We start from the raw sequence: 24,327 nt of genomic DNA, 5'->3' as shown, positions 1-24,327 counted from the left end.
CGCCAGAGGCGAGGGGAGGAGGTGGATCAAGCCCCCAGCAGTTCCTTCGCCTTGGCGGCGAGGTCGGCCAGCGGGACTTCGACCTGCTCGCCCTTCACCAGATGCTTCAGCGTCGCCGTGCCGCGGGCCTTCTCGTCGGAGCCCATCAGGACGACCAGCGGAATGCCCGCCTTGTCGGCGTATTTCATCTGCTTGGCGAGCTTGCCGCCGTCGAGCTGGATCTCCGTGTTGATGCCCGCCGCCCGCAGCGCCGTCGCCAGACCGTAATAGTCGGCGGACAGGGCCGGGTCCATCTGCGTCACCAGGACCTGGGCGGTGGCGCCGCCGCCCTTGATGATGCCGGCTTCCATGAGCTGGTAGAACAGCCGCGTCGCGCCGATGGAGATGCCCACACCCGGCAGCTTCGACTTGGTGTAGTGGCTGGCGAGGTTGTCGTAGCGCCCGCCGGAGCACACGCTGCCGATGCCCGGATGGTCGTTCAGGAAGGTCTCGTAGACCGTGCCGGTGTAGTAGTCGAGGCCGCGCGCGATGGCGAGGTTGATGCGCACCACGCCGTCCGGCACCTGGAGGGCCTTCAGCCCCTCGATGACCGTGGTCAGCTCCGCGACGCCCTGGCGGAAGGTCTCGTTCTCGATGCCCAGCGCGCCCAGCGCGGCGAGCGTCTCCTCGTTCGTGCCCTTGGCGTCGATCAGGGACAGGATCTTTTCCGCGGCGGCGTCGGTCATGCCGAGGCCGGTCAGGCTGGCCTGCACCTTGTCGCGGCCGATCTTGTCCAGCTTGTCGATCTCGCGCAGGACCAGGACGCGCTTCTCCGCGTCGTCCACGCCCAGCCCGTCGAGCAAGCCGAGCAGGACCTTGCGGTTGTTCACGTTGATGGTGAAGCCGCCGAAGTCCAGCTCCTTGAAGACGTGGTAGATGACCGCCGGAATCTCCGCGTCGTAATGGGCGGACAGGCTGTCCTTGCCGATCACGTCGATGTCGCACTGGTAGAATTCGCGGAAGCGCCCGCGCTGCGCCCGCTCGCCGCGGTAGACGCGCTGGATCTGGTAGCGGCGGAAGGGGAATGCGAGGTCGCGCTCATGCTCCGCCACGTAGCGGGCGAGCGGCACGGTCAGGTCGAAGCGCAGCGCGATGTCCGGCTTGTTCCCCTGCTGGAGGGCGCCGGTGGACTGCACGAAATAGACCTGCTTCTCGGTCTCGCCGCCGGACTTGGTCAGCAGGGTGTCCACCGTCTCGAACACCGGGGTTTCCACCGGCACGAAGCCGAACCGCTCGTAGCCGCGGCGGATGGTGTCGAGCAGACGCTGGAAGGCCACCTGCTGGCGCGGCAGCAGCTCCATCGTTCCGGGCGGGGTGCGGGGGGTAATGAGGCTCATCGGCGCGGGTCCGGCTTCGAATGTCCCTAGGGATTCGGCTAGGGTTCTAGCGGCTTTCGCCGGTCCCGTCACCATTGCAGTGGCCGGATACCGTTGAGTGGGGGGCCGTAAGGGGCTAGAACTCCGGCAAACTTCCTTCCGCGCCCGGAGCCGCCATGCCCACCGACCGTCTCGTCCTCCGCCGTCCCGACGACTGGCATGTGCACCTGCGCGACGGCGCCATGCTGAAGGCGGTGCTGCCCTTCACCGCCCACCAGTTCGGCCGCGCCATCATCATGCCGAACCTGAAGCCGCCGGTGACCCGCACGGCCGACGCCGTGGCCTACCGGGAGCGCATCCTGGCCGCCCTGCCGGAGGGCCACGCCTTCACGCCGCTGATGACCGCCTATCTGACCGACGGCACCGACGCCGACGATCTGGCCCAGGGCTTCGAGGACGGCGTGTTCGCCGCCGCCAAGCTCTACCCGGCCAACGCCACCACCAACAGCGCCCATGGCGTGACCGACCTCGGCAAGATCGCCCCGGTGCTGGAGCGCATGGCGGAGATCGGCATGCCGCTGCTGATCCATGGCGAGGTGACCGACGCCCATGTCGACATCTTCGACCGCGAGGCGGTGTTCCTGGAGCGCACCCTCGGCCCGCTGCTGGAGCGCTACGCGGCGCTGCGCGTGGTGCTGGAGCACGCGACCACCGCGGAGGCCGTGGCCTTCGTGCGCGAACACGCCGCCTCGGGCCGGGTCGGGGCGACCATCACGGCGCATCACCTGCTGATCAACCGCAGCCACCTGTTCGCCGGCGGCATCCGCCCGCACCTCTACTGCCTGCCCATCGCCAAGCGCGAGACGCACCGCGTGGCTCTGGTCGAGGCGGCGACCTCGGGCGAGGGGCCGTTCTTCCTGGGCACCGACACCGCCCCGCACACGGTGACCGCGAAGGAGAGCGCCTGCGGCTGCGCCGGCTGCTTCACCGCCGCCAACGCCATGGAGCTCTACGCCGAAGCCTTCGAGGAGGCGGGCGCCCTGGACAAGCTGGAGGCCTTCGCCAGCCTGAACGGCCCGCGCTTCTACGGGCTGCCGGCCAACGAGGACAAGGTGGTGCTGGAGCGCACGCCGTCCACGACGCCGGACATCGTGCTGACCGCCGACGGGGAGGCCGTGCTGCCCTTCCGCAGCGGCGAGACGACCCGCTGGACCTTCGCCGGGGCCGCCGCCTGAGGTTGGCTTCCGAGGCCGACCCCGCCGACTCCGACGATCAGTCGCCGGCGTCGGACAGGGCCGGGAGCGGAATCCGGCCCGCAGCCTGGCGCTGGTCGTCCAGCGCCAGGCGCAGCGCGGCGACCTCCGCGCGCAGGCTCCGCAACTCCTCCACCACATGGTGGGATTCGTCGAGGATGGCGTCGCCGACCTCCTTGCTGTCCTGATCCTGAAGGGATTGCAGCGCGTTCACGATCACCGCGACGAACAGGTTCAGCATCGTGAAGGTGGCGGCCAGGATGAAGGGCAGGAAGAAGGCCCAGGCGTAGGGATAGACCTCCATCACCGGGCGCACGATGCCCATCGACCAGCTTTCCAGCGTCATGATCTGGAACAGCGAATAGAGTGACGCGCCCAGCGTGCCGAACCAGTCCGGGAAGTCCGCGCCGAACAGCTTGGTCGCCATCACCCCGGCCACGTAGAACAGCAGGCACTGCAGCAGGACGATCATCGCCAGCCCGGGCAGCGAGGACACCAGGGCGTGGACGATCATCCGCAGCCGCGGCATGACGGTGACGAGGCGGAAGACGCGCAGCACGCGCAGGGTGCGCAGGACCATGATTTCCGGGCCGACCGGGGCCAGCGTGATCGCGACCACCACGAAGTCGAACAGGTTCCAGCCGTCCCGGAAGAAGGCGCGCCCCTGGTGGCCGATGCGCAGGGCCAGTTCCACCGTGAAGGCGATCAGGATCACGCTGTCGAGCGCACTGAGCAACGGCCCGATGGCGTCCGACACGGTGGATGACGTGTCCAGCCCCAGCACGATCGCGTTCAGCAGGATCAGCCCGAAGACGGTCCTCTGTCCCCGCTCGCTGTCGATCCAGGCTCCGGCCCGCGCCAACGGGCCGGTCGAGGCGGCGCGCTGCTCCATGTCCCTTCCCTCCGGTATCGCCGGGCATCGATCCGGCGGCGCACCACTATAAGGGATGGGCGGAGGAGGCTCGCCGTGGAAGTGCCCAGTCCGTCCGGCAGTCCGCTCCAGTCCGGTGCTCCGGAATGGAGCAAATCCGGGGCGGAGCCGATGGATTAGAACAGGCTCCCCTGGGTCGGCGGGCGGTTCGGCTTCTTCGGCTCCGCCTTTGGCCGGGGGCTCCTGGGCTTAGGCTCCGGGGCGGCAGGGGGTGGACCATCGACCCGCGGCCCGCCGTCCACCGTCGCGGCGGCCCGGCCGTCGGCGAAGACCAGCGACACCGCCAGACCCGGCGTGGCCTGGGCGGCGCTGGTCAGCGGCTTGCCGTCGCCGGACTGCACCAGCGCGAAGCCGCGCTCCAGCACGCCCTTGTAGGAGTAGCTTTCCAGAAGTTTCCCAACCGCCGTCAGCCTCGCCGCGCGCTCCTCCACCGCCTTGCCGTAGCTGCGGCCCAGCCGCGGCGTCAGGTCGGACAATCGCCGGCTGCCGTCGCCGAACTTCACCCGGATCGGGCCGAGCGTCAGCCGCCCGGCCACCCGCTCATACTGGCCGCGCGCGGCGACGACGGCGTGGCGCAGCGCGCCGTCGAGCGCGCGGGATTCCGAGGCCAGCCGCTGCCCGGCCTCGGCCAGCTTCTCGCGCGGATGGCGCAGCGCCGCACCCAGCTCGTTCAGGCGGGTGCGGCGGCGGTCGAGGAGCGAGGCGGCGGCCAGCGCCAGCCGCTCCGCCCGGTCGTCCAGCCGCTGGGCGTGGCTTTCCAGCAAGGCACGCGGGTCGCCGAGGCCGCGGGCCAGCCCCTCCACCCGCGTCCGCCGCTCGGCCAGCAGGCGGGTGGCGGCGCCGACCATGCGCCGTTCGTCGTCCAGCACCTGGGCCAGCAACTCCGCCCGCACTGGAACGGCCATCTCCGCCGCCGCCGTGGGGGTGGGGGCGCGGCGGTCGGACGCGAAGTCGATCAGGGTGGTGTCGGTCTCGTGCCCGACCGCCGAGATCAGCGGGATGCGGCTGGCCGCCGCCGCGCGGACGACGTTCTCCTCGTTGAAGGCCATCAGGTCCTCCAGCGAGCCGCCGCCGCGCGCCACGATCAGCAGGTCCGGGCGCGGCACCGGGCCGCCGGGGGGAATGCGGTTGAAGCCCTCGATCGCCGCGGTGACCTCCGCCGCCGCCCGCTCGCCCTGAACGGCGACCGGCCAGAGCAGGACCCGGCGCGGGAAACGGTCGTGCAGCCGGTGCAGGATGTCGCGGATGACCGCTCCGGTGGGGGAGGTGACGACGCCGATCACGTCGGGCAGGAAGGGGATGGGCTTCTTGCGCCCGGCGTCGAACAGCCCTTCCGCCGCGAGGCGCTTCTTGCGCTCCTCCAGCATCTTCAGCAGGGCGCCCTCGCCGGCCAGCTCCATCGACTCGATGATGAGCTGGTATTGCGAGCGGCCGGGGTAGGTCGTCATGCGCCCGGTGACGATGACCTCCAGCCCCTCCGCCGGCTGGACGGCCAGCTTCGAGGCGGTGCCGCGCCAGCACACCGCCTCGATCACCGCCGTGTCGTCCTTCAGGCGGAGGTAGCAGTGGCCGGAGCTGTGGCGCTTGGGCTGGGAGATCTCGCCGCGCACGCGGACGAAGCCGAACTCCTCCTCGATGCTGCGCTTCAGGCGCCGGGCGAGGTCGCCCACCGAGAATTCCGGAAGGTTCGAGCCGGGGCGCGGCTCGGGGGCGATCAGCGGAGAGGTCATATCAAGGTCTTGAGTCATGGCGGCACCATGATACAAGGCGCGGTGTCGGCAACAAGCGTGGAAGGACGAGGTGCCATGAAAGTCCTGGTGGTCGGGTCGGGTGGGCGCGAGCATGCGCTGTGCTGGGCCATTCGGAACTCGCCGCTGTGCGACACGCTCTACTGCGCGCCGGGCAACGCCGGCATCGCGGACGTGGCCGACTGCGTCGCCATCGGCGCCGAGGATGTGGACGCCCTGGTCCGCTTCGCCCAGGACAAGGCCATCGACTTCGTGGTCGTCGGGCCGGAAGGGCCGCTGGTGCTCGGCCTCGTCGACAAGCTGACCGCCATCGGCATCAAGGCCTTCGGCCCCAGCGCCGCGGCGGCGGAGCTTGAAGGCTCCAAGGGTTTCATGAAGGACATCCTGGCCAAGTACGGCGTGCCGACCGCCGCCTATGGCCGCTTCAAGGACGTCGAGGCCGCCAAGGACTTCGTGCGCAAGAACGGCGCCCCCATCGTGGTCAAGGCCGACGGTCTGGCCGCCGGCAAGGGCGTGACCGTCGCCCGCACCCAGGAAGAAGCCTTCGCCGCCATCGACGAGGCCCTGGTCGAGGGCCGCTTCGGCGCCGCCGGGGCCGAGGTGGTGGTCGAGGAGTTCCTGGACGGCGAGGAGGTCAGCTTCTTCGCGCTGTGCGACGGCGAGTCGGCGCTGCCGCTGGCCTCGGCCCAGGACCACAAGGCGGTGGGCGACGGCGACACCGGCCCGAACACCGGCGGCATGGGCGCCTACTCCCCGGCGCCGGCGCTGACCCCGGACCTCCAGGCCCGCGTGATGCGCGAGATCGTCGAGCCGACGGTCAAGGGCATGGCGGCGGAGGGGCGTCCCTTCAAGGGCGTGCTGTTCGCCGGCCTGATGATCGGCAAGGATGCCGCCGGCAACCCGGTGCCGAAGACGCTGGAGTTCAACGTCCGCTTCGGTGACCCGGAATGCCAGACGCTGATGATGCGCCTGAAGTCCGACGTTCTGGCCGCGCTGATCGCGGCGGCGGACGGCCAGTTGAAGAACATCGACCTGCGCTGGCACGACGAGACGGCGCTCTGCGTCGTCATGGCGGCGAACGGCTACCCTGGCGACTACGTGAAGAACACGGAGATCAAGGGCTTCGACGCCGCCAACGCGGTGGAGGGCGTGACCGTCTTCCACGCCGGCACGAAGCTCTCTGAGGGCCGGGTTCTGTCCACTGGCGGGCGCGTCCTGGGCGTGACCGCCAAGGCGCCGACCGTGGCCGAGGCGCAGAAGCGCGCGTATCAGGGTGTCGACGCGCTGGATTGGCCGGACGGCTTCTGCCGCCGCGACATCGGCTGGCGGGCGGTGGGGCGCTGACGGCGCTCCAACTGCCGGCTGGCGTGTCAGCCGAAGACATCAAGGCTCTGGCTTCCCGCTTTGGGGCCGGCAACCTGCGCGTCTTCGGCTCCCGTGCCACGGGGAGGGCGCGGCCCGGCAGCGACCTGGACCTTCTCGTGGAGTTGGAGCCAGGGCGGGATTTGTTCGACCTGATCGAATTGAAGCACGCTTTGGAGGAACGAACCGGCGCTGCCGTTGATGTGGTGACGGAGCGTGGCCTGTCGCCTTACATGCGCGACGGAATTCTTCAGTCGGCGCGATCCTTGTGACCGCAGACCGTGCTTATCTGGAACACATCCGCGAGGCGATCAGCCGTGTGATAGCGGCCATCGTGAACGAGAGTCTGAAAGAGACTAACGCCGCCCCCTGAAGAACTCCCGCAGCATCTCCCCCGCCCGCGTCTCGTCGATGCCGCCGTAGACGTCCGGGGCGTGGTGGCAGGTCGGCTGGTGGTAGAAACGGGGGCCGTGCACCACCCCGCCGCCCTTGGGGTCGTAGGCGCCGAAATAGACCCGCCGCAACCGGGCGAAGCTGATCGCCGCGGCGCACAGCGCGCAGGGCTCCAGCGTCACATAGAGGTCCAGCCCCGGCAGGCGCGGCTCGCCCAAGGCGGCGCAGGCGGCGCGGATCGCCAGCACCTCGGCGTGGGCGGTGGGGTCGTTCAGCTCCTCCGTCCGGTTGCCGGCGCGGGCCAGAACGGCGCCGGTCGCCGGATCGACCAGCACGGCACCCACCGGCACCTCCCCGCGGGATGCGGCGGCTTCGGCCTCGTCGAAGGCGATGTCCATGGGGGAGGGGGGGCGGCTCATGCGGGGCACCCTGCCCGGCGCTCCCTGTTTTCGTCAAGCCGCGGAACGCCCTCCGGCGTTGTTAAGCATCGGACGAAACAGGGAGGACGGTCATGAGCAACCATGTCTACAAGAAGGTGGAAATCGTCGGCACCGCCGAGACCACCATCGACGACGCCATCCGCAACGGCATCGAACGGGCGTCCAAGACGCTGAAGAACGTGGACTGGTTCGAGGTGGGGGAGATCCGCGGCCATGTCAGCGGTGGGAAGGTCGCCCATTTCCAGGTGGTGATGAAGGTCGGCTTCCGCCTCGAAGAATAACGGCGGGGACCCCGTGCCGTGGGTTGCGGGCGGGGCTTGCAAGCCCTATGGTCCGTGCCCATGGACACCCCCGATTTCGAACATTCCAAAGCCATGCCCGGCGCCGCCGATGCGGACGCGGGCGAGCCCGATGCCGGCGAGCGCATCGCCAAGCGGCTGGCGCGCGCGGGCCTGTGCTCGCGCCGCGACGCCGAGCGCTGGATCACCGACGGCCGCGTGGCCGTCAACGGCACGACCCTGGACAGCCCGGCCTGCGTCGTGCGCTCCGGCGACGTCGTGCAGGTGGACGGCAAGGTCATCCCCGAGCCGGAGCCGGCGCGGCTGTGGCGCTATTACAAGCCGTCCGGGCTGGTCACCACCGCCCGCGACGAGAAGGGCCGCACCACCGTCTTCGAACGGCTGCCGCCGGACATGCCGCGCGTCATCTCGGTCGGTCGGCTCGACCTGACGACCGAAGGGCTGCTGCTGCTGACCAACGACGGCGAGCTGGCCCGCTTCCTGGAACTGCCGGCCACCGGCTGGACCCGCCGCTACCGCGTGCGCGTCTTCGGCGAGGTGAACGAGGTGAAGCTGGCCGAGCTGGCGAAGGGACCGACCATCGAGGGGGTGAAGTACGGTCCCATCGAAGCCGTTCTCGACCGCATCCAGGGCCGCAACGCCTGGCTGACCGTCAGCCTGAAGGAAGGCAAGAACCGCGAGATCCGCAAGGTGATGGAGGCGTTGGACCTTCAGGTGAACCGGCTGATCCGCGTCGCCTACGGTCCCTTCCAGCTCGGCAAGCTGGAGGAGAGCGCCGTCGAGGAGGTGCCGAAGCGCGTCGTGCGCGAGCAGGTGTCCCGATTCTTCACCGGCGCCGATCCGGCGGAGGAGGGCAAGGCCAAGGGCAAGACCTCTGCCGCCAAGACCGCCACCAAGAGCGAGAGCGCCGGCGCCGAAGGCGCCAAGGGCCGTTCCGCCGCTCCGGCGAAGGCGGCCAAGCCGCGCGACGCCAAGGCCGGCTGGGCCAAGGCGGAGCCGAAGGCCGCGTCCGACCGGCGCGGCCCGGCCAAGCCGGCCTCGGGCGGCTACGCTTCCGGCAAGCCCGCTTCCAACAAACCGGCCTCCGCCAGGATGGACGGCAAGCCGGCGGGCAAGCCCGGCACGCTGACGCTGAAGGGCGGCAAGCCCGGCGGCGGCGGGAAGCCGGGGCCGAAGCCGCGCGGTGCCGGTGGCGCTGGCGGCGCCTCGGGCGGTGGTGCGTCGGGCGGCCGGGGGCCGGAGCGGACCCGTGCGGATCGTCGGCGGTAAGCACCGCGGGCGGCGGCTGGCCGCCCCGGGGGGCAGCGACACGCGGCCGACCACCGACCGCACCCGCGAATCCCTGTTCAACATCCTGTCCCACGCCGACTGGGGGCCGGACGGCGCCGACCTGCTGGAGGGCGCCGTCGTCGTGGACGCCTTCTGCGGAACCGGCGCCCTGGGGCTGGAGGCGTTGTCCCGCGGGGCCGCCCACGCCAGCTTCCTCGACCTGGGCCGCGCCGCGCTGGACGCCGTGCGGGCCAACGTCGCGGCGCTGGGGGAGGGGGCGAACGCCGCGATCCTGCGCGCCGACGCCACCCGCCCGCCGCCTCCGCCGGGCCGCCCCTGCACGCTGGCCTTCCTCGACCCGCCCTACGGCCAGGATCTGGCGCCGCGGGCGCTGGCCGGGCTGACAAAGGCCGGCTGGCTGGCCCCCGGCGCCGTGCTGGTGGTCGAGGTCGCCGGGCGCGACCCCCTGCCGCTGCCGCCCGGCTTCGCGGAACTGGATGAGCGCCGCTACGGCGACACCCGGGTCCAGTTCCTGCGTTACGGGATGCCTCAGCCGTAGGTGAAGAAGGCCGAGGTGACCTGGTTCGGAGCGATGCCGGCCAGGGTCAGCCGGTCGCCGCCGCCGAAGTCGAGCAGGGCGCTGCCGCTGCCGTCCGATCCCAGCCGGTAGGTCATGTTGGAGGCGATCTGGATGCGGTCGTTCTGCGCGCGGCTGAAATCGGCGATGCGGTCCTGACCGCCGCCGCGCGTGAAGACGAACAGGTCCGCCCCCGAGCCGCCCCACAGCGTGTCGTTGCCGGCATCGCCCCACAGCGTGTCGTTCCCCTCGTCCCCCATCAGCAGATCGGCGCCCGAGCCGCCATGGAGCGCGTCGTTGCCGGCCTGTCCACGCAGCGTGTCGTTTCCGGCGTCGCCCCACAGCAGGTCGTTTCCGGCGCCGCCGAAGAGCTGGTCGTTGCCGCTCAGCCCGCTCAGCGTGTCGTTGCCCGCCCCGCCATAGAGGCTGTCGGCCCATGTGTTGCCGGTCAGCGTCAGGTTCTTTGGCATTTCCACGATCTGGAAGGTCTTGCCGGTGAACTGCTCGGCGTAATAGTCGATGGAGTTCATGTAGTTGGGGCGCAGTGTCGGGGTCAGGTCCGACATGATGGTGCCGGTCGCGGCGAAGTTGCCGTAGGTGGCGCCGCCCGCATACTCGTCGAAGGCGCCGATCATGTGGCCGAACTCGTGGGCCGCCAGCTCGTCCTGGTAATCGGGCCCCCAGTCGGTCTGGGTGCACCAGTTCAGCATGTCGCAGCGCCCGTAGCTGTTGCTGACGTTCACGTTGTAATGCTGGGTCCCGGCCGCCACGAACTGCACGTCGAAGCGGATGGCGTAGCTGTTGGTGCCGTCCGACAGGCTGTACTTGTCGCCCCAGATCCCCTCGATCCCCTGCTCCCAGACCTGCTTCAGCGAACCGGCGTCGTCGCCGGTCAGATGGATGCGGGTCTGCACGGTGAAGGCCGTGCCGTCGAAGCCGAGGTCGTACTTCACGTCCCAGCCGAACCCGCCGTCGGCCCGCGTTTCCGCGTAGTTGATGGTCACCGGAGCGAAGCTGGTGGGAACCGGCGCCGCGGGAGCCGCCGCCAGGGCGCCGGCGTTGTTCCCGTAGGCGTAGCTGACGGCCTGCGTCGTGGTGGTCTGCGTCCCGGAGTTCTGCGGCGCGTTCTGGCGCATGGCACGCTTCATGGCACGATTCCCCTGGTTCTGTGCGTCTTGGGGGACATCATGCGGGCAGGATTGAAGGCTTTCTTGTGACTTTAACTATACATTAACCTTTTTCCTAAGGGCGTAGGACACCCCCTTACGGTTGGCTCGGCGGAGTGGCGGGACCTCGACCGGTCGGCTCTGTTATGGCCTAGGCGGTTTTGAGCGGGGCGGGCCATGATCAAGGATCTCTGGTATAAGAACGCGGTCATCTACAACCTGTCGCTCGGCACCTTCATGGACGCCAACGGCGACGGGATCGGCGATTTCCAAGGGTTGCAGCGCCGGCTGGACTATCTGCAGGGGCTGGGCGTGACCTGCGTCTGGCTGGGACCGTTCCAGCCGTCGCCGATGCGCGACCACGGCTACGACGTGGCCGACTACTACAACGTCGATCCGCGCTACGGCACGCTGGGCGACTTCGTTGAGTTCAGCCACGCCTGCAAGCAGCGCGGCATCCGTCTCATCATCGACCTCGTGGTCAACCACACGTCGGACCAGCACCCCTGGTTCCAGGCGGCGCGAAAGGACCCAGGCTCCCCCTACCGGGACTGGTACGTGTGGTCGGACAAGAAGCCGTCCGACGCCGACCAGGGCGTCGTCTTTCCCGGCGTGCAGAAGACGACCTGGAGCTGGGACAAGGAGGCCCGCGCCTACTACTTCCACCGCTTCTACGAGTTCCAGCCCGACCTGAACACCGCCAACCCGGAGGTGCAGGCCGAGCTGCTGAAGGTGATGGGCTTCTGGATCGAGCTGGGTGTGTCGGGCTTCCGCATGGACGCCGTGCCCTTCGTCATCGCGACCAAGGGGCCGGACGTGAAGAAGCCCAAGCAGCAGTTCGACATGCTGCGCACCTTCCGAGAGTTCGTGCAGTGGCGGTGCGGCGACGCCGTGCTGCTGGCCGAGGCCAACGTGCTGCCGACCGTCGATCAGGAGTATTTCGGCGACGACGGCGACCGCATGCAGATGGTCTTCAATTTCCAGGTCAATCAGACCCTGTTCTACGCGCTGGCGACGGCGGACACGCGGCCGCTGGCCAAGGCGCTGGACGTCACCCGGGTGCCGCGCCCCAGCACCAACCAGTGGGGCCTGTTCCTGCGCAACCACGACGAGCTGGACCTCGGCCGCCTGACCGAGGCGCAGCGCAAGCGCGTGTTCGACGCGTTCGGGCCGGACAAGGACATGCAGCTCTACGACCGCGGCATCCGGCGGCGGCTGGCCCCGATGCTGCGCGGCGACCGGCGCTGGCTGGAACTGGCCTACAGCCTGCTGTTCACGCTGCCCGGCACGCCGGTCCTGCGCTACGGCGACGAGATCGGCATGGGCGACGACCTGTCCCTGCCGGAGCGCGAGTGCGCCCGCACCCCGATGCAGTGGTCGAACGAACCGCAGGGCGGCTTCACCAAGGCGGACGACCCCGTGCACCCGGTCATCAGCGGCGGCGCCTACGGCTATGAGCGGATCAACGCCGCCCACCAGCGCCGCGAGCCGTCGAGCTTGCTGAACTGGACCGAGCGTATCATCCGCATGCGCAAGGAATGCCCGGAGATCGGCTGGGGCGACTTCCAGGTTCTGCCCACCGGATCGAACGCGGTGCTGGCGATCCGCTACGACTGGCGGAACAACTCGGTGCTCGTCGTCCACAACCTTGACGACCGCCCCCACGAGGTCGTGCTGGCGGTCGATGGCGCGGGGAAATCGCCGCGGCTGGTCAATCTGCTGGCCGAGGACCACAACGACCCCGAGGAGGACGGGCGGCACCGCCTGGTGCTGGAGCCCTACGGCTACCGCTGGTACCGGCTGGGCGGGCTGGACTATCTGCTGCGCCGGACGGAGGGGCCGGTCGGTGGGGCGAAGCGGTCTTGACTTTGCCCGGCCCGCTGGGGGACGCTGGCGGTGCCGTCCCCGTCCGGGGGCGGCGCAACAGACGCTTGTTCTCAGGGCAGGGTGAAAATCCCGACCGGCGGTAGCCCCTCGCACGAGGGGGAGCCCGCGAGCGCTCCCGGCCGTCAGGCGGGGAGGTCAGCAGATCCGGTTCAAGGCCGGAGCCGACGGTGACAGTCCGGATGGAAGAGGACGAGCCGGTCATCGACCGTGGTCCGCGCGTCGCGCCTGGCGTGGCGCGTGGGGCGCGTGCGGTGGCCTGCGACGGCGGTCCGCGCGGGGCATCCCGCGCGCCGCCGGATGTCTCTTTGCGCCCTGATTCAGGCTCGCCCCAACCGGAGTGAGAACCGTGAATCAGACCTTTGCCAGCAACCCGCTTTCCTCCACATCCTCCGCCGGCCTTCTCGACCGCTTCGGCACCGCCGAGGAACGGGTGATCCGCGCCGTGGAGGCCATCCGCCAGGGTGGCGGGGTCGTCGTCGTGGATGACGAGGACCGCGAGAACGAGGGCGACGTGATCTACGCCGCCGAAACCATCACCGCCGAGCAGATGGCTCTGCTGATCCGCGAAGGGTCGGGGATCGTCTGCCTGATCCTGACCGACGCCGACGCGCGCCGCCTCGACCTGCCGCCCATGGTTGGCAGCAACACGGCGCGCTTCGGCACCGCCTTCACCGTCTCCATCGAGGCGCGGGAGGGCGTGTCCACCGGCGTGTCGGCGGCGGACCGGGTGACCACCATCCGCACCGCCATCGCCGACGGCTGCCGGCCGGAGGACCTCGCCCGGCCCGGCCACGTCTTCCCGATCCGCGCGCACGCCGGGGGCTTGGCGGCGCGGCGCGGCCACACCGAGGCGACCATCGAGCTGACCACCCTGGCCGGGCGCCGTCCGGCGGGAGTGCTGTGCGAGGTGATGAACCCCGACGGCACCATGGCCCGTCTGCCCGAGCTGGTGGCCTTCGCCGAGCGTCACGGCATGCCGGTGGTGACCATCGAGGATCTGGTCGGGGCGATGCGTTTGCGCGCCGCCGCCTGACCGGTGTGGTGAGTGGGACCGGCTCCCTCCATGGGGGGCCGGTCCCTTCCGCCGTCTCCGATGCGATATCACACCCGTCGGCTCTTTTCCCATTGAGGGCGACCGGATTGCCCTGTACGCGGTGCCCGGCGACAGGCGATGTCGGGATGTGAGCGGAGAGGGTTGATGAGGACGACGGTGCGCGTGTGTTTGGCGGGGGTGGCGCGGTTGCTGGTCGTCGCCTTGATTCTGGCTTCGGCCCCGGCGCGCGCGGAAAACTGGACGGTCGCGTCCGAGGACTATTTCCCGCCGTACAACTTCACCGAGCGCGGCAAACGCACGGGAATGGACACGGAGATCGTCGATGCCATGCTGAAGGACATCGGCGTCTATCCGGTTCATCGCCCCATGGCTTGGCCGGAAGTGGTCCGCGCGCACGACGAGAACGCGGTGGATGTCGCCTTCCAATTCTTCACGTCGCCGCGCCGGTTGGAGCGTGGCCATCTGATCGGACCCTACCGTGTCGGCGCGACCGTGCTCATGGTCCGCAGCAATTCGGAGATCACCTACACAGGCATCGACGATCTGCGTGGTCTGCGGATCGGCGTCGTCGACGGCTTCGAGTACACCCCCGAGTTCGACAAATCGTCCCTGTTCGAGAAGGTCCGCAGCAGCAGCAACGTCGTGTCCTTCCGCCGCCTGCTTCTCGGCCGCGTCGACGCCATCGCCGGCGACTTGCAGGTGCTTCGATACTTGGCCGACAGCGAGGGCCGGACGGGGTCGGTCAAGATCCTGCCCACGCCGCTGGCCATGGTGCCGCGCTACATATCCGTCCCCAAATTGCGGGCGGAAAAGGCCGAGCGGTTGCAGGCGGCCTACGAAAAGCTCAAGCGGGACGGCACCATCGACGCCATCGTCCGCCGGTGGGAGCGGTAGAGCGTACGCTACGCGCGATGCCGCTTCGGCACCGTCGTCCTGGTCGCGAAGGACGGCAGGATCGTTTACCACCGTGCCGCGGGCCATGCCGATCGAGAGGCGGGCACCGAAATGCGCGAGGATGCGATCTTCCGCCTTGCCTCCGTCACCAAGCCGTTCGTGACCGCGGCCGCCATGCGTCTGGCGGAGAACGGGCGGCTGGATCTCGACGCGCCCGTTGCGCGCTGGCTGCCGGACTTTCGCCCGACGTTGCCGGACGGTTCGATCCCGGACATCACCATCCGCCAGTTGCTGACCCATACATCGGGGCTCGGCTATGCCTTCCGCGAACCGGCGGAGGGTCCCTATCACAGGCTGAACGTCTCGGACGGACTTGACCAACCGGGTCTTTCGCTGGAGGAGAGCCTCGCCCGCCTGTCGGCCGCACCGTTGCATTTCGCCCCCGGCACAGGCTGGCGCTACTCGCTCGGCATCGACGACACTGGCTTCCCGGTGCACGCGCCCTCCCGGCTCGCCAAGGCCTATGCGGACGGCAATCCGGAACCGGTGCCGATGACGGACGGGATGGCGGTTCCGCTGATGGGGCTTGCCGCAACCTTCGCGCCGTCGCGAATTTTCGACGCCAGTTCCTATCCATCGGGCGGTGCGGGCATGGCTGGGACGGCTTCGGATGTTCTCCGGTTTCTCGAAGCCATCCGCACCGGGGGTGGGCCGATCCTGAAGCCCGAGACGGTCGGGCTGATGGTCCATGATCAGGTCGGCGCGACGGCGCAAACGCAGGGGCCGGGTTGGGGCTTCGGCTATGGCTGGGCGGTGCTGGACGATCCGGCATTGACGGGCACACCGCAGGCCGCTGGCACGCTGCAATGGGGCGGTGCCTACGGCCATTCCTGGTTCATCGACCGCAAGAACGGCCTCTCGGTGGTTGCCCTGACAAACACCGCGTTCGAAGGCATGGCTGGGGCGTTTCCGACCGATGTCAGAAACGCCGTTTATGAATAGAACCGGCGCGAGGGCAGGACAATCGATCGGGGCTGCGGGATCGGCCCCATGGTGCTGCTCCGTCAAAACTTCGCCGTCAGGGCCATCTCCCAGTGACGAAGCCGCTTATGTCGGGTCACGCTTGGGCAGTCTTTGTTGATGTTCTGAGAAATCAGGGTCCATCCGAACTAGCGTGACTTGGGTTCTATGATAAAGATGGCCCGATTCAAAGCATTCGAAATAGTAATAATCTGTTTCAATCCAGGCCCTCGCACGGAGGGCGACCCGCCGCGCCCGCTCTGACCAAGCGGACGCGGACGGTTTCAATCCACGCCCTCGCACGGAGGGCGACGAGGACGGCTTCAAACCGGCCATCGAGGTCGTCGAGTTTCAATCCACGCCCTCGCACGGAGGGCGACCGCTACTACTGGCTTGAGGCACTGGACGCCAGCGGGTTTCAATCCACGCCCTCGCACGGAGGGCGACCGCATGTCGGCATCGCCGAGCCGGCGGCCTTCGTGCTGTTTCAATCCACGCCCTCGCACGGAGGGCGACCTCAAGCCCGCCCTGGAGCCCATCTTCATGGGGCAGTTTCAATCCACGCCCTCGCACGGAGGGCGACGATCTCGGCCACCCGATTGTCGGCGAGGTCCTGGCGTTTCAATCCACGCCCTCGCACGGAGGGCGACCGTCCGAGTTTGGACTGCGGAACCAGTTTTCGCTGTTTCAATCCACGCCCTCGCACGGAGGGCGACTCCTCATCTTTATGCACTTGTTCAACAACCCATAATCCCCCAACGGGCGCGAACCTCCATCGGGAGCGAATCGAGAAGCGGCCATCTCGATGTCGGAACCGTACAAGTCATTGATGAGAATGATGTGCGAACCCCTCGGGGGTTTCATGTCCGCTTCCGGTTCGCACCGATTTAAAAACCAACGCGTCGCCGAAATCCAGCACCGGTTTGACACCCTGTGCTCGATACGGCAGGCCGCCTCGACACCGATCAGTGTTCCGCCCACCGTTTGCACATCGGCGGGCGCCATGTGCTCCCAGATGGGGAAAGCGGAACCCGTTCCTCAGCCTTGACGATTACGACGATCCTTATCCTCTTCCGACACTCAACCGCACCCCTCTCCCGAACAAAAGTCCTTAACGGGCCGAGCGAACGACCGCCCGAACCGCTGTCCATTCCGTTGGGAGGAGGCCATGCCTCGACTGCCGCTCCGGCCGAGGCAAGCGGACCTTGGCGCACGACGGATTCAAGCCCGTGTGTGCTCGAAGAAGACCTGTGATCGATCTGTCTTTGATCGGATATGTCCGGGCGTAACCGCCTTTAAGGTGACCCAACCGCCGTGGCGTGGCAGCTGGTCATCCCATCCCGAAGTCACGGGCTCGACCGGCTCCCGGAATGGTTCGCAGTGATGCTCATCTGCCGACGGCCCACAGGCGAAGCCCATATTCCGATGGAAAAACTCCCTGGAAGTTTCCTTTTGGTTGATTTAAAGATTATTAAATAAATTACTAGGCTAGTTGACGGGGAGAACATGGCGAAAAACGTGCATGCTCATTCTGTCTTCGGCCAAAGCGAGGATGCCTGGGAACCTCTGGCTGACCATTTGAAGGCCGTCGCCAGCAAAGCCGCCGAATTGGCAGCACCGTTCGGCGGCGGGGGCGTGGCGGAGGCCATGGGCGCTCTGCACGACGCCGGCAAGGCGAACCCGGCGTTTCAAGCCTACATCCGCGGGCTGGGACCCGGCGTCGATCACTCCACCGCCGGGGCGGTGATCGCAGCCGAACGCTATGGCCCGGTTCTCGGGCGCATGATGGCCTTCGGGATCGCGGGGCATCACGCCGGCCTCGCCAACGGGCGCATTCCCGGTGGAGGCCTGTCCTCCCTGAACGATCGGCTGGCCGGGTGCCGTCCGCACCGCCTGGAGCCGGAGCAGGACGTGGCGCCGGCCGGCGCCGACCTGTCCGCTCCCGTCCTGTCGGAAGGGTTCTCGCACAGCTTTTCTCTCCCCTTCCTGATTCGGATGCTGTTCTCCTGCCTGATCGATGCCGACCGCCTGGAAACGGAGCGCTTCTACGCCGAATTCCGGAAGGAGGAGGTCGATCGCGGTTGCCCGCTGACCATCGGGGATTTGCGCGGGCGGCTCGACCGCCACCTGTCCCGATTCGAAGGGGAGAGCGGGCCGGTCAACGCCCTGCGGGCGGAGGTGCTGGCGGCGGCCAGGGCTGGTTCGGAACAGGCGCCCGGCCTGTTCTCCCTCACGGTGCCGACCGGTGGCGGCAAGACGCTGGCCTCGTTGGCCTTCGCGCTGGATCATGCGGAGCGGCACAATCTGCGCCGGGTCATCTACGTCATTCCCTTCACCTCCATCGTCGAGCAGACCGCCGATGTCTTCCGGACGGCGCTGGGCGACCGCGACGCCGTTCAGGAACACCACAGCGGCTTCGATTTCGGCCCGGGACCGGACAAGGGGAAACGCGCCGCGGACGATTCGGAGGAGGAGGGACGCGATGGCATCGCGAAGCTGCGCCGCGCCGCCGAGAACTGGGACCGGCCCATCGTCGTCACCACGGCGGTGCAGTTCTTTGAGAGCCTGTTCTCCAACCGCACCTCGCCCTGCCGCAAACTGCACGCCATCGCCGGGTCGGTGGTGATCCTGGACGAGGCGCAGACCCTTCCCCTGAAGTACCTTCTGCCCTGCCTGGAGGCCTTGCGGGAACTGGCGCGCGGCTACCGGACCTCGGTGGTTCTCTGCACCGCCACCCAGCCGGCGGTGACCGTCGACTCCGGCTTCAAGGGCGGGCTGGAGAGAGTTCGGGAACTGGCGCCCGACCCTCAGGGGCTGTACCGGCGGCTGAAGCGGGTGACGGTCGAGCGCATCAGGGAACCGCTCGGCGACGAGGAACTGGCGGAGCGCCTGCGGGCGGAGCGTCAGGTCCTGTGCATCGTCAACAACCGGCGGCACGCGCGCGATCTGCTGCGTCAGGTCGCCAACGGGCTGAACGAACCCCGAAGCGCCCGCCATTTGTCCACCTGCCTGTGCGCGGCCCATCGCCGGGCGGAACTGGCGGCGATCCGCAAGGACCTGAAGAGCGGAGCGCCGGTGCGTCTGGTCGCCACCTCCCTGGTCGAGGCCGGGGTGGATTTCTCGTTCCCGACCGTCTACCGGGCCTTGGCCGGGCTCGACTCCATCGCCCAGGCGGCGGGCCGCTGCAACCGCAACGGCGAGTTGCCGGAACCGGGCCGGGTCTTCGTCTTCAGCAGCCCCGAGGGCGAGAACCGCAAACCGCCGCCGGAGCTGAGCCAGTTCGCCGAGGTCGCCGCCAGCATCCTGCGCACCCACGACGACCCGCTCGGTCTCGACACCATCCGAGCCTATTTCCAGCGCCTCTACTGGCAGCGCGGGCGGGAGGAGCTGGACGCCGCCCTGGTCGGCGAGGGGGCGGAGCCGATCAAGGGCATCCTGGAGGCGCTGCGCCTGTATCAGCGGGGCCAGGACTACCCCTTCGCCGACATCGCCAAGGCATTCCGCATCATCGAATCGCCCCTGGTGCCGGTGATCGTTCCCTACGGGCCCGCCGACGATCCGGACGCCGTGCCGCGCTTGCTGCGGAACCTGGATCACGTTTCGGCAGAGAAGACGGGCGGCATCGCGCGGGCCTTGCAGCCTTATCTGGTGCAAATCCCGCGCAGCGCCCGCAACGCGCTGATCGCTGCCGGAGCGGCCGAATACGTCCGGAAGGGCGAGTTTGGCGAGCAGTTCGTCCGCTTGGTCAACGACGATCTCTACCACCCCGACGTCGGGCTGGATTGGGATGATCCGACGTTCCGAAATCTGGATTTGTTTTGAGCCGCGCGAGGAATCATTCGGGAATGAAGGGCGGATCGTGCAGATCCGCCCATTCATCGAACAGCCTTATGGGGAGGGCTGGGACATTATATTTCAATCCACGACGCCTGAAGCGCCAACCACCCGAGACTGCCCAAACTCAGCCAAAGCTTCAAGGTCCAATCTATCCTTCATAATCTCCCAAACCTCCCATAGTCTGATCGATTAAAGAAGTTGTTGACGCGCTCAAGCGTCCGCGTAAAGATATTGGCACGCCAGCGGATGCAACGCTGACGTGCCTAAGCCAGCCTCGTACAGTCCCGTGAGAAGAAAGGGGGCGCACGGTGCGATTAGCCTACGCCAGAAGATAAGCTGTTTGCAGCGTGAAGCCAAGAACCTTGGCAATGCGCTGCCACGGCCTTTGTGCTTGCGGTCCCCTCTCCCCTCTGGGGAGAGGGTCAGGGTGAGGGGGATGCGCATGGTGGTGCGCCCGGCAAAAGCACATCCCCCTCACCGGCCCTGCGGGCCACCCTCTCCCCAGAGGGGAGAGGGCTAAAAAGGCCGAATGCGGTCACCCCACAACACTGACGCTAAGGTGCGTCGAATCTGGCTTGCCAGAACAATTACGCCACTTTTGGCATGACGTGTGACGTTGTTATTTGAATTGTACTTAACAAACTAAGGTGGCGTCATGGCCTACGGCGTCAAACTCCACGTCTGGGGGGAGCGGGCGTGCTTCACGCGCCCGGAGATGAAGGTCGAGCGCATGTCCTACGACATCATGACGCCTTCGGCCGCGCGGGGAATACTGGAGGCGATCCACTGGAAGCCGGCCATCCGCTGGGTGATCGACGCCATCCATGTTCTGAAACCCATCCGCTTCCAGTCGATCCGCCGCAATGAGGTGTCGGGGCTCGTCCCGAAAAGCTTCGTCACCGCGGCGATGAAGGCCGGGGCCGTGCACGACCTGCGCATGGACGCTGCGGAGAACCGGCAACAGCGGGCGGCGACCGTTCTGGTCGACGTTGCCTACGTCATCGAGGCCCATTTCGATCTGACCGACCGCGCCGGGGCGGAGGACACGCCGGCCAAGCATCTCTCGATGTTCAACCGCCGCGCAGCGCAGGGGCAGTGCTTCCACCAGCCCTGCTTCGGCACGCGGGAGTTTCCGGCGCATTTCGCCCTGCTGGACGGCGACCTTCCTCCGTCCGCCCTGCCCGACGACCAGCGAAACCGCGATCTCGGCTGGATGCTGCTGGACATGCGGCACGATCGGGACAGCCGGGTCGGCAACCAGCATTGCTGCACGGCGCACTGCACGCCGCTGTTCTTCCACGCGGCCCTGCGCGACGGCGCGGTCGCCGTGCCGCCGCCGGAGTCGGTCGAGGTGCGGTCATGACCCTGTTCGCCGCTCTGAACGGCTACTACGACCGTCTGGCGGAGCGGGGGGACGTGCCGCCGTTCGGCTTTTCGATGGAGCGCATCTCCTACGCCGTCGTCCTGTCGTCCGGCGGCGAGCCGGTCGAGGTGACGGACCTGCGCATCCTGTCGGGCAAGAAGCCGAAACCCCGTCCGCTGATGGTCCCCCAATTCTTCGGGCGGTCCGGGACCAAGCCGCCGCCCTACTTCCTGTGCGATCACACCCGTTTCCTGTTCGGGGTGGGGGCCGACAAGGCCACGGGCGCCCGCGCGGCGTCCCCCGCCTATTTCGCCGCCTTCAAGGAGCGCCATCTCGCCGCCATCGACGGTTCGAACGACGAGGGGCTGGTCGCGCTGCGGAACTTCCTCACGCACTGGACGCCGGACGCCTTCCGGGCCCCGCTGTTCGACGACGCCATGCTCGACCAGTACATGGTGTTCATGCTGGACGGCGACCGCAACGCCGCGGGCCAGCCGCGTTTCCTGCACGACCGCCCGGCCGCCCGGCGCCTGTGGGAGAAGGAGCTTGCCGCGAAGAAGGGCGACGAGGGCTTCTGCCTCGTCACCGGGGAATGGGGGCCGGTCACCGCCCTCCACCCGCTCATCAAAGGCGTGTGGGGCGCGCAGGTCGGCGGTGCCCGCATCGTGTCGTTCAACAGCAATGCCTTCACCTCCTACGCCAAGAGCGACGGCCTCAACGCCCCGGTGTCCGACGCGGTCACCTTCGGTTACGGAACGGCGCTGAACACCCTGCTGAAGGAGGGAAGCGGCAACCGCCTGCAGGTCGGCGACGCCACGGTCGCCTTCTGGGCCGACACCTCGGGCGGCGAGAAGGCGGCCCAGAAGGCGGAGACGCTGTTCTCCGACCTCCTCGATCCGCCGCGCCCCGAGGACGCTGAGGAGGCGCAGAGGATCAAGGACGTCCTCACCCCCGTCAGCCAGGGACGGCCGGTGCGCGAGATCGACCCGATGCTGGACGAGCGGACGCGCTTCTTCATCCTCGGCCTGTCCCCCAACATCGCCCGCCTGTCGGTGCGCTTCTGGCTGGAGGACAGCTTCGGCGCCATCGCCGAGCACATCGGCCGGCATTGGCGCGATCTTGAGATCAAGCCCGATCCCTGGCGCACCGCGCCGTCGGTCTGGGCGCTGCTGCGCGAAACCGCCCTGATGGGCAAATCCGACAACGTCGCCCCGCTGCTGGGCGGCGAGGTGATGCGCGCGGTCCTCACCGGCGGCCGCTATCCGCGCAGCCTGCTGGCGGCGGTCATCACCCGCATCCGGGCCGGCGACGAGATCACCGGCGCCAAGGCGGCCATCTGCAAAGCCTGTCTGAACCGCGACTCCCGCCTGGGATCGACGAAGGAGGAGGAACTTCCCGTGAGCCTGAACCGCGACGAGGCGAACGCCGGCTACCGGCTGGGCCGGTTGTTCGCCGTGCTGGAGAACACCCAGCGGGCCGCCCTGGGCAAGGTCAACGCCAGCATCCGCGACCGCTATTTCGGCGCCGCCTCGGCCACCCCGGCCAGCGTCTTCCCCATGCTGCTGCGCAACAGCACCCACCATCTGGCGGTGCTGCGCAAGGGCGACAAGGCCCGGCTGGGCGGCTGGTTCGAGGGCGAGATCGGCGAAATCCTCGGCGGCCTCGGCGCCTCCTTCCCGCGGTCGCTGCGCATCGAGGACCAGGGGCGCTTCGCCATCGGCTACTACCACCAGCGCTACGCCGGCAAGACCGACGCCGCCATCCCCGCCGCCGACACGACCGATTCCGAGGACTGAGCCATCATGCCCGCCAATCAGAAGAGCCCCATCCAGAACCGGTACGAATTCGTCTATCTGTTCGACGTGACCAACGGCAACCCGAACGGCGATCCCGATGCCGGCAACCTGCCGCGCCTGGACCCGGAAACCAACAAGGGGCTGGTCACCGACGTCTGCCTGAAGCGCAAGATCCGCAACTACGCCGCGCTCAGCCGCGACGGCGAGCCGCGCTACGGCATCTACGTCCAGGAGGGCGCGATCCTCAACGAGAAGCACCGCGCCGCCTACGCGGCCGTCCGCCCCGACGACAAGGACGTCGCCACCGCCAAGAAGCTGTCGCCGAAGGGCGAGGAGGAGACCGCCGTCCGCCGGTTCATGTGCGACAACTTCTTCGACGTGCGCAGCTTCGGCGCGGTGATGAGCACCAGCATCAACTGCGGACAGGTGCGGGGTCCGGTGCAGATGTCCTTCGCGCATTCGGTCGAGCCGATCCTGCCGCTGGAAATCTCGATCACCCGCATGGCCGCGACCTCCGAGAAGGAGTTGAAGGAGCGCAAGGAGGGCGAGGCCGCGGAGGACGAGCGCCGCGAGAACCGCACCATGGGCCGCAAGCACGTCGTGCCCTATGGGCTGTACCGCAGCCACGGCTACATCTCGGCCAGCCTGGCGGGCAGGACCGGCTTCGACGAGGACGATCTCGAGCTGCTGTGGACCGCGCTGGAGCAGATGTTCGACCACGACCGCTCGGCCGCGCGCGGCGAGATGGCCGGGCGCAGGCTGTTCCTGTTCCGCCATGACAGCGTGCTGGGCAACGCCCCGGCGCACCGCCTGTTCGACCTCGTCACCGTCAAGCGCCGCTTCCAGGGCGCGGATTACGACCTGGACGGCGGTGGGCTGGACAATCTGCCGCCGGCCCGCCGCTTCGCCGACTACACGGTTTCGGCGGACACGGCCGGCGTGCCCGCCGGGGTGACGCTGATCGAGAAGTTCTGACGGCCCCGCCCCGATGGATGCGGCCCCGATGGACACGGATGACCTCCTCCCGCTGTCGGCCCTTCAGCATCACCTGTTCTGCCCGCGCCAATGCGCCCTGATCCATGTCGAGCGCCAGTGGCGGGAGAACCGGCTCACGGCGGAGGGCCGCCTGCTCCACGAGTCCGTGGACGCGGGCGGGCGGGAGGTGCGCGGCGGCGTCCGCACGGTGCGGTCGATGCCGCTGCGGTCGCACCGGCTCGGCCTTGCCGGGGTGGCCGATGTGGTGGAACTGCACGGGCCGGAGCGCCGCCCCTTCCCGGTGGAGTACAAGCGCGGCCGCCCCAAGGCCCACCGGGCCGACGAGGTGCAGCTTTGCGCGCAGGCCATCTGCCTGGAGGAGATGTTCGGCACCGCCATCGCCGAGGGCGCCCTGTTCTACGGCGAGACGCGGCGGCGCGTCGCGGTAGCGCTGGACGCCGCCTTGCGCGACCTGACCGAACGGACGGCCGCGGCGGTGCGGGAGATGGTGCGGACCGGCACGACCCCGCCGCCGGTCTATGAGGCCCGCAAGTGCCAGAGCTGTTCCATGCTCGACCTCTGCCGCCCGCGGCGCTTGAGCCACCCGCCCGCCGTCGCCCTCTGGCTGGCCCGGCAGTTGGGCGAGCCGGACCGGCCAGAGGGCGACGGCGAGACGGCCGACACACGGTCTCCCTGAAAACGGCGAGG

19 protein-coding genes, 1 pseudogene, 1 CRISPR repeat array and 1 riboswitch are annotated in these 24,327 nt (G+C 68.5%); of the genes and pseudogenes, 15 read left to right on the top strand and 5 right to left on the bottom strand.

From position 1 onward, the window contains the following. Window positions 1-26: 26 nt before the first annotated feature. A complete protein-coding gene (gene hisS, locus AMK58_RS11345; protein WP_035671699.1) occupies window positions 27-1,376 on the bottom strand; it encodes a histidine--tRNA ligase in 1,350 nt (449 codons plus the stop codon). Window positions 1,377-1,531: 155 nt separating this feature from the next. On the opposite strand from hisS, the gene pyrC reads away from it, so the two are divergent. Beyond that, window positions 1,532-2,590 carry a dihydroorotase gene (pyrC, locus tag AMK58_RS11340; protein ID WP_035671702.1) on the top strand — a complete coding sequence of 353 codons (1,059 nt, stop codon included), beginning with the start codon at window positions 1,532-1,534 and terminating at the stop codon, window positions 2,588-2,590. A gap of 37 nt (window positions 2,591-2,627) precedes the next feature. On the opposite strand, the gene AMK58_RS11335 is transcribed toward pyrC, so the two are convergent. Further along, window positions 2,628-3,500, bottom strand: coding sequence for an ion transporter (locus AMK58_RS11335; RefSeq protein ID WP_051140107.1), 873 nt, complete (start codon window positions 3,498-3,500; stop codon window positions 2,628-2,630). A gap of 155 nt (window positions 3,501-3,655) precedes the next feature. Continuing rightward, a complete protein-coding gene (gene xseA / locus AMK58_RS11330; protein WP_079285541.1) occupies window positions 3,656-5,269 on the bottom strand; it encodes an exodeoxyribonuclease VII large subunit in 1,614 nt (537 codons plus the stop codon). A gap of 75 nt (window positions 5,270-5,344) precedes the next feature. Here xseA and purD point away from each other — a divergent pair, with 75 nt between their 5' ends. Together purD and AMK58_RS11320 are read left to right on the top strand one after the other, a co-directional pair. Then, window positions 5,345-6,631 carry a phosphoribosylamine--glycine ligase gene (gene purD / locus AMK58_RS11325; protein ID WP_035671711.1) on the top strand — a complete coding sequence of 429 codons (1,287 nt, stop codon included), beginning with the start codon at window positions 5,345-5,347 and terminating at the stop codon, window positions 6,629-6,631. Between the two features lie 23 nt (window positions 6,632-6,654). Further along, window positions 6,655-6,921, top strand: coding sequence for a nucleotidyltransferase family protein (locus tag AMK58_RS11320; protein WP_236778115.1), 267 nt, complete (start codon window positions 6,655-6,657; stop codon window positions 6,919-6,921). Between the two features lie 84 nt (window positions 6,922-7,005). Here the strand turns inward: AMK58_RS11320 and AMK58_RS11315 are convergent, their stop codons facing one another. Continuing rightward, window positions 7,006-7,440, bottom strand: coding sequence for a nucleoside deaminase (locus AMK58_RS11315; RefSeq protein WP_174436487.1), 435 nt, complete (start codon window positions 7,438-7,440; stop codon window positions 7,006-7,008). Window positions 7,441-7,553: 113 nt separating this feature from the next. On the opposite strand from AMK58_RS11315, the gene AMK58_RS11310 reads away from it, so the two are divergent. The 3 genes from AMK58_RS11310 to rsmD are packed head-to-tail and all read left to right on the top strand — an operon-like array spanning window position 7,554 to window position 9,609. After that, the gene (locus AMK58_RS11310; protein ID WP_014239544.1) at window positions 7,554-7,763 is read left to right on the top strand and encodes a dodecin; all 210 of its coding nucleotides are present in this window, start codon (window positions 7,554-7,556) and stop codon (window positions 7,761-7,763) included. Between the two features lie 60 nt (window positions 7,764-7,823). Beyond that, a complete protein-coding gene (locus AMK58_RS11305; RefSeq protein WP_059398904.1) occupies window positions 7,824-9,050 on the top strand; it encodes a pseudouridine synthase in 1,227 nt (408 codons plus the stop codon). Continuing rightward, window positions 9,031-9,609: a 16S rRNA (guanine(966)-N(2))-methyltransferase RsmD gene (rsmD, locus tag AMK58_RS11300; RefSeq protein ID WP_059398903.1), complete on the top strand. Its 579-nt coding sequence runs from the start codon at window positions 9,031-9,033 to the stop codon at window positions 9,607-9,609. Before AMK58_RS11305 ends, rsmD begins: the two co-directional genes overlap by 20 nt. Here rsmD and AMK58_RS11295 read toward each other — a convergent pair. Next, window positions 9,600-10,775 carry a calcium-binding protein gene (locus AMK58_RS11295; RefSeq protein ID WP_059398902.1) on the bottom strand — a complete coding sequence of 392 codons (1,176 nt, stop codon included), beginning with the start codon at window positions 10,773-10,775 and terminating at the stop codon, window positions 9,600-9,602. The two genes, rsmD and AMK58_RS11295, sit on opposite strands and share 10 nt — an antisense overlap. A gap of 195 nt (window positions 10,776-10,970) precedes the next feature. Here AMK58_RS11295 and AMK58_RS11290 point away from each other — a divergent pair, with 195 nt between their 5' ends. The 9 genes and pseudogenes from AMK58_RS11290 (at window position 10,971) to cas4 (ending at window position 24,316) form a co-directional block, all read left to right on the top strand. Continuing rightward, complete coding sequence (locus tag AMK58_RS11290; protein WP_035671720.1) at window positions 10,971-12,659, top strand: alpha-amylase family protein; 1,689 nt, start codon at window positions 10,971-10,973, stop codon at window positions 12,657-12,659. Window positions 12,660-12,722: 63 nt separating this feature from the next. Beyond that, window positions 12,723-12,875: riboswitch (FMN riboswitch) on the top strand. Between the two features lie 151 nt (window positions 12,876-13,026). Continuing rightward, entirely contained in the window at window positions 13,027-13,713 is a 687-nt protein-coding gene (gene ribB, locus AMK58_RS11285) for a 3,4-dihydroxy-2-butanone-4-phosphate synthase (protein ID WP_035671722.1), read from the top strand. A gap of 165 nt (window positions 13,714-13,878) precedes the next feature. Next, complete coding sequence (locus AMK58_RS11280) at window positions 13,879-14,628, top strand: substrate-binding periplasmic protein (protein WP_079285540.1); 750 nt, start codon at window positions 13,879-13,881, stop codon at window positions 14,626-14,628. Between the two features lie 36 nt (window positions 14,629-14,664). Next, window positions 14,665-15,630: pseudogene (locus tag AMK58_RS11275) on the top strand (serine hydrolase domain-containing protein); the annotation flags it as partial. A gap of 232 nt (window positions 15,631-15,862) precedes the next feature. Beyond that, window positions 15,863-16,364: direct repeats of the CRISPR family, unit length 32 nt; unit sequence GTTTCAATCCACGCCCTCGCACGGAGGGCGAC. An 802-nt stretch (window positions 16,365-17,166) separates the two neighbouring features. Further along, the gene (locus AMK58_RS11270) at window positions 17,167-19,470 is read left to right on the top strand and encodes a CRISPR-associated endonuclease Cas3'' (protein WP_236778114.1); all 2,304 of its coding nucleotides are present in this window, start codon (window positions 17,167-17,169) and stop codon (window positions 19,468-19,470) included. 670 nt (window positions 19,471-20,140) lie between these two features. Then, window positions 20,141-20,848, top strand: coding sequence for a type I-C CRISPR-associated protein Cas5c (cas5c, locus tag AMK58_RS11265; protein WP_035671731.1), 708 nt, complete (start codon window positions 20,141-20,143; stop codon window positions 20,846-20,848). Continuing rightward, a complete protein-coding gene (gene cas8c / locus AMK58_RS11260; protein WP_035671734.1) occupies window positions 20,845-22,644 on the top strand; it encodes a type I-C CRISPR-associated protein Cas8c/Csd1 in 1,800 nt (599 codons plus the stop codon). The genes cas5c and cas8c overlap by 4 nt, the downstream gene beginning before the upstream one ends. 6 nt (window positions 22,645-22,650) lie before the next feature. Next, window positions 22,651-23,619 (top strand): type I-C CRISPR-associated protein Cas7/Csd2, encoded by a 969-nt coding sequence (gene cas7c, locus AMK58_RS11255; RefSeq protein WP_035671737.1) that lies wholly within the window; start codon window positions 22,651-22,653, stop codon window positions 23,617-23,619. A gap of 28 nt (window positions 23,620-23,647) precedes the next feature. After that, a complete protein-coding gene (gene cas4 / locus AMK58_RS11250; protein ID WP_175424469.1) occupies window positions 23,648-24,316 on the top strand; it encodes a CRISPR-associated protein Cas4 in 669 nt (222 codons plus the stop codon). Window positions 24,317-24,327 lie beyond the last annotated feature (11 nt).

The sequence above is a fragment of the Azospirillum brasilense genome (assembly GCF_001315015.1).
Classification (GTDB): Bacteria; Pseudomonadota; Alphaproteobacteria; order Azospirillales; family Azospirillaceae; genus Azospirillum; species Azospirillum brasilense.
This window is presented reverse-complemented; position numbering and strand designations above follow the sequence as displayed.

Bases quoted from the DNA above. Each gene is read 5' to 3' on its own strand.
- hisS (WP_035671699.1), bottom strand. From the start codon at position 1,376: ATGAGCCTCATTACCCCCCGCACCCCGCCCGGAACGATGGAGCTGCTG.
- pyrC (WP_035671702.1), top strand. From the start codon at position 1,532: ATGCCCACCGACCGTCTCGTCCTCCGCCGTCCCGACGACTGGCATGTG.
- AMK58_RS11335 (WP_051140107.1), bottom strand. From the start codon at position 3,500: ATGGAGCAGCGCGCCGCCTCGACCGGCCCGTTGGCGCGGGCCGGAGCC.
- xseA (WP_079285541.1), bottom strand. From the start codon at position 5,269: ATGACCTCTCCGCTGATCGCCCCCGAGCCGCGCCCCGGCTCGAACCTT.
- purD (WP_035671711.1), top strand. From the start codon at position 5,345: ATGAAAGTCCTGGTGGTCGGGTCGGGTGGGCGCGAGCATGCGCTGTGC.
- AMK58_RS11315 (WP_174436487.1), bottom strand. From the start codon at position 7,440: ATGGACATCGCCTTCGACGAGGCCGAAGCCGCCGCATCCCGCGGGGAG.
- AMK58_RS11310 (WP_014239544.1), top strand. From the start codon at position 7,554: ATGAGCAACCATGTCTACAAGAAGGTGGAAATCGTCGGCACCGCCGAG.
- AMK58_RS11305 (WP_059398904.1), top strand. From the start codon at position 7,824: ATGGACACCCCCGATTTCGAACATTCCAAAGCCATGCCCGGCGCCGCC.
- AMK58_RS11295 (WP_059398902.1), bottom strand. From the start codon at position 10,775: ATGAAGCGTGCCATGCGCCAGAACGCGCCGCAGAACTCCGGGACGCAG.
- AMK58_RS11290 (WP_035671720.1), top strand. From the start codon at position 10,971: ATGATCAAGGATCTCTGGTATAAGAACGCGGTCATCTACAACCTGTCG.
- AMK58_RS11280 (WP_079285540.1), top strand. From the start codon at position 13,879: ATGAGGACGACGGTGCGCGTGTGTTTGGCGGGGGTGGCGCGGTTGCTG.
- cas5c (WP_035671731.1), top strand. From the start codon at position 20,141: ATGGCCTACGGCGTCAAACTCCACGTCTGGGGGGAGCGGGCGTGCTTC.
- cas8c (WP_035671734.1), top strand. From the start codon at position 20,845: ATGACCCTGTTCGCCGCTCTGAACGGCTACTACGACCGTCTGGCGGAG.
- cas7c (WP_035671737.1), top strand. From the start codon at position 22,651: ATGCCCGCCAATCAGAAGAGCCCCATCCAGAACCGGTACGAATTCGTC.
- cas4 (WP_175424469.1), top strand. From the start codon at position 23,648: ATGGACACGGATGACCTCCTCCCGCTGTCGGCCCTTCAGCATCACCTG.